The 535-nt window shown below is 69.2% G+C and carries 1 protein-coding gene; it reads left to right on the top strand.

All coding sequences use genetic code 11. The features are described 5' to 3' along the window. Window positions 1-14 precede the first annotated feature (14 nt). On the top strand, window positions 15-535 hold a 521-nt coding region (locus tag U9980_RS12265; RefSeq protein WP_322768020.1), incomplete at its 3' end, for a DUF3090 family protein.

Below are 535 nucleotides of genomic sequence, written 5' to 3'. Positions count from 1 at the left end.
TAGGGAGGGACGAGGTGTACCAGCAGCAGCGGCACGTGTTCGACTCGCCAGACCGTTTCGTGGTCGGAACCGTCGGTCAGCCCGGCGAACGTGACTTCTACCTTCAGGCCAGCGCGCAAGGACAGGTTGTCACCGTCGGCCTGGAGAAGATCGAGGTCAACGCGCTCACCGAAGGGCTGACAACGCTCCTCGGCCAGCTTAGCCGCACCGGGGGCGTGGCCGTACCCGAGGCGCGGGATGTCTTCGTTGACCTTGCGCCGCTGGATGCCCCCTTCGAGGAGGACTTCCACCTCGGCAAGCTCACGGTGTCCTGGGACGGCAAGCGGGTGCTGGTCGAGGCCGCGGGCCGGGCTCGTGGCGGGGTGGCGGCCGGGGGGCCCGATGACGAGACCTCGCTCGACACCCTCCAGGTCTCCCTGTCCCTCGACCAGACCAAGGCGTTCGTGGAGCGGGCGCGCAGCATCGTCGCCGCCGGTAGACCTCCGTGCGTGCTGTGCGGACGTCCGGATGGTCCGACCGGGCACTTCTGCCCCCG

This window comes from Protofrankia sp. Cr1 (genome assembly GCF_963555865.1).
GTDB lineage: Bacteria > Actinomycetota > Actinomycetes > Frankiales > Frankiaceae > Protofrankia.
The sequence above is the reverse complement of the archived record's forward strand: the minus strand, read 5'-3'. Positions and strand labels throughout refer to the sequence as shown.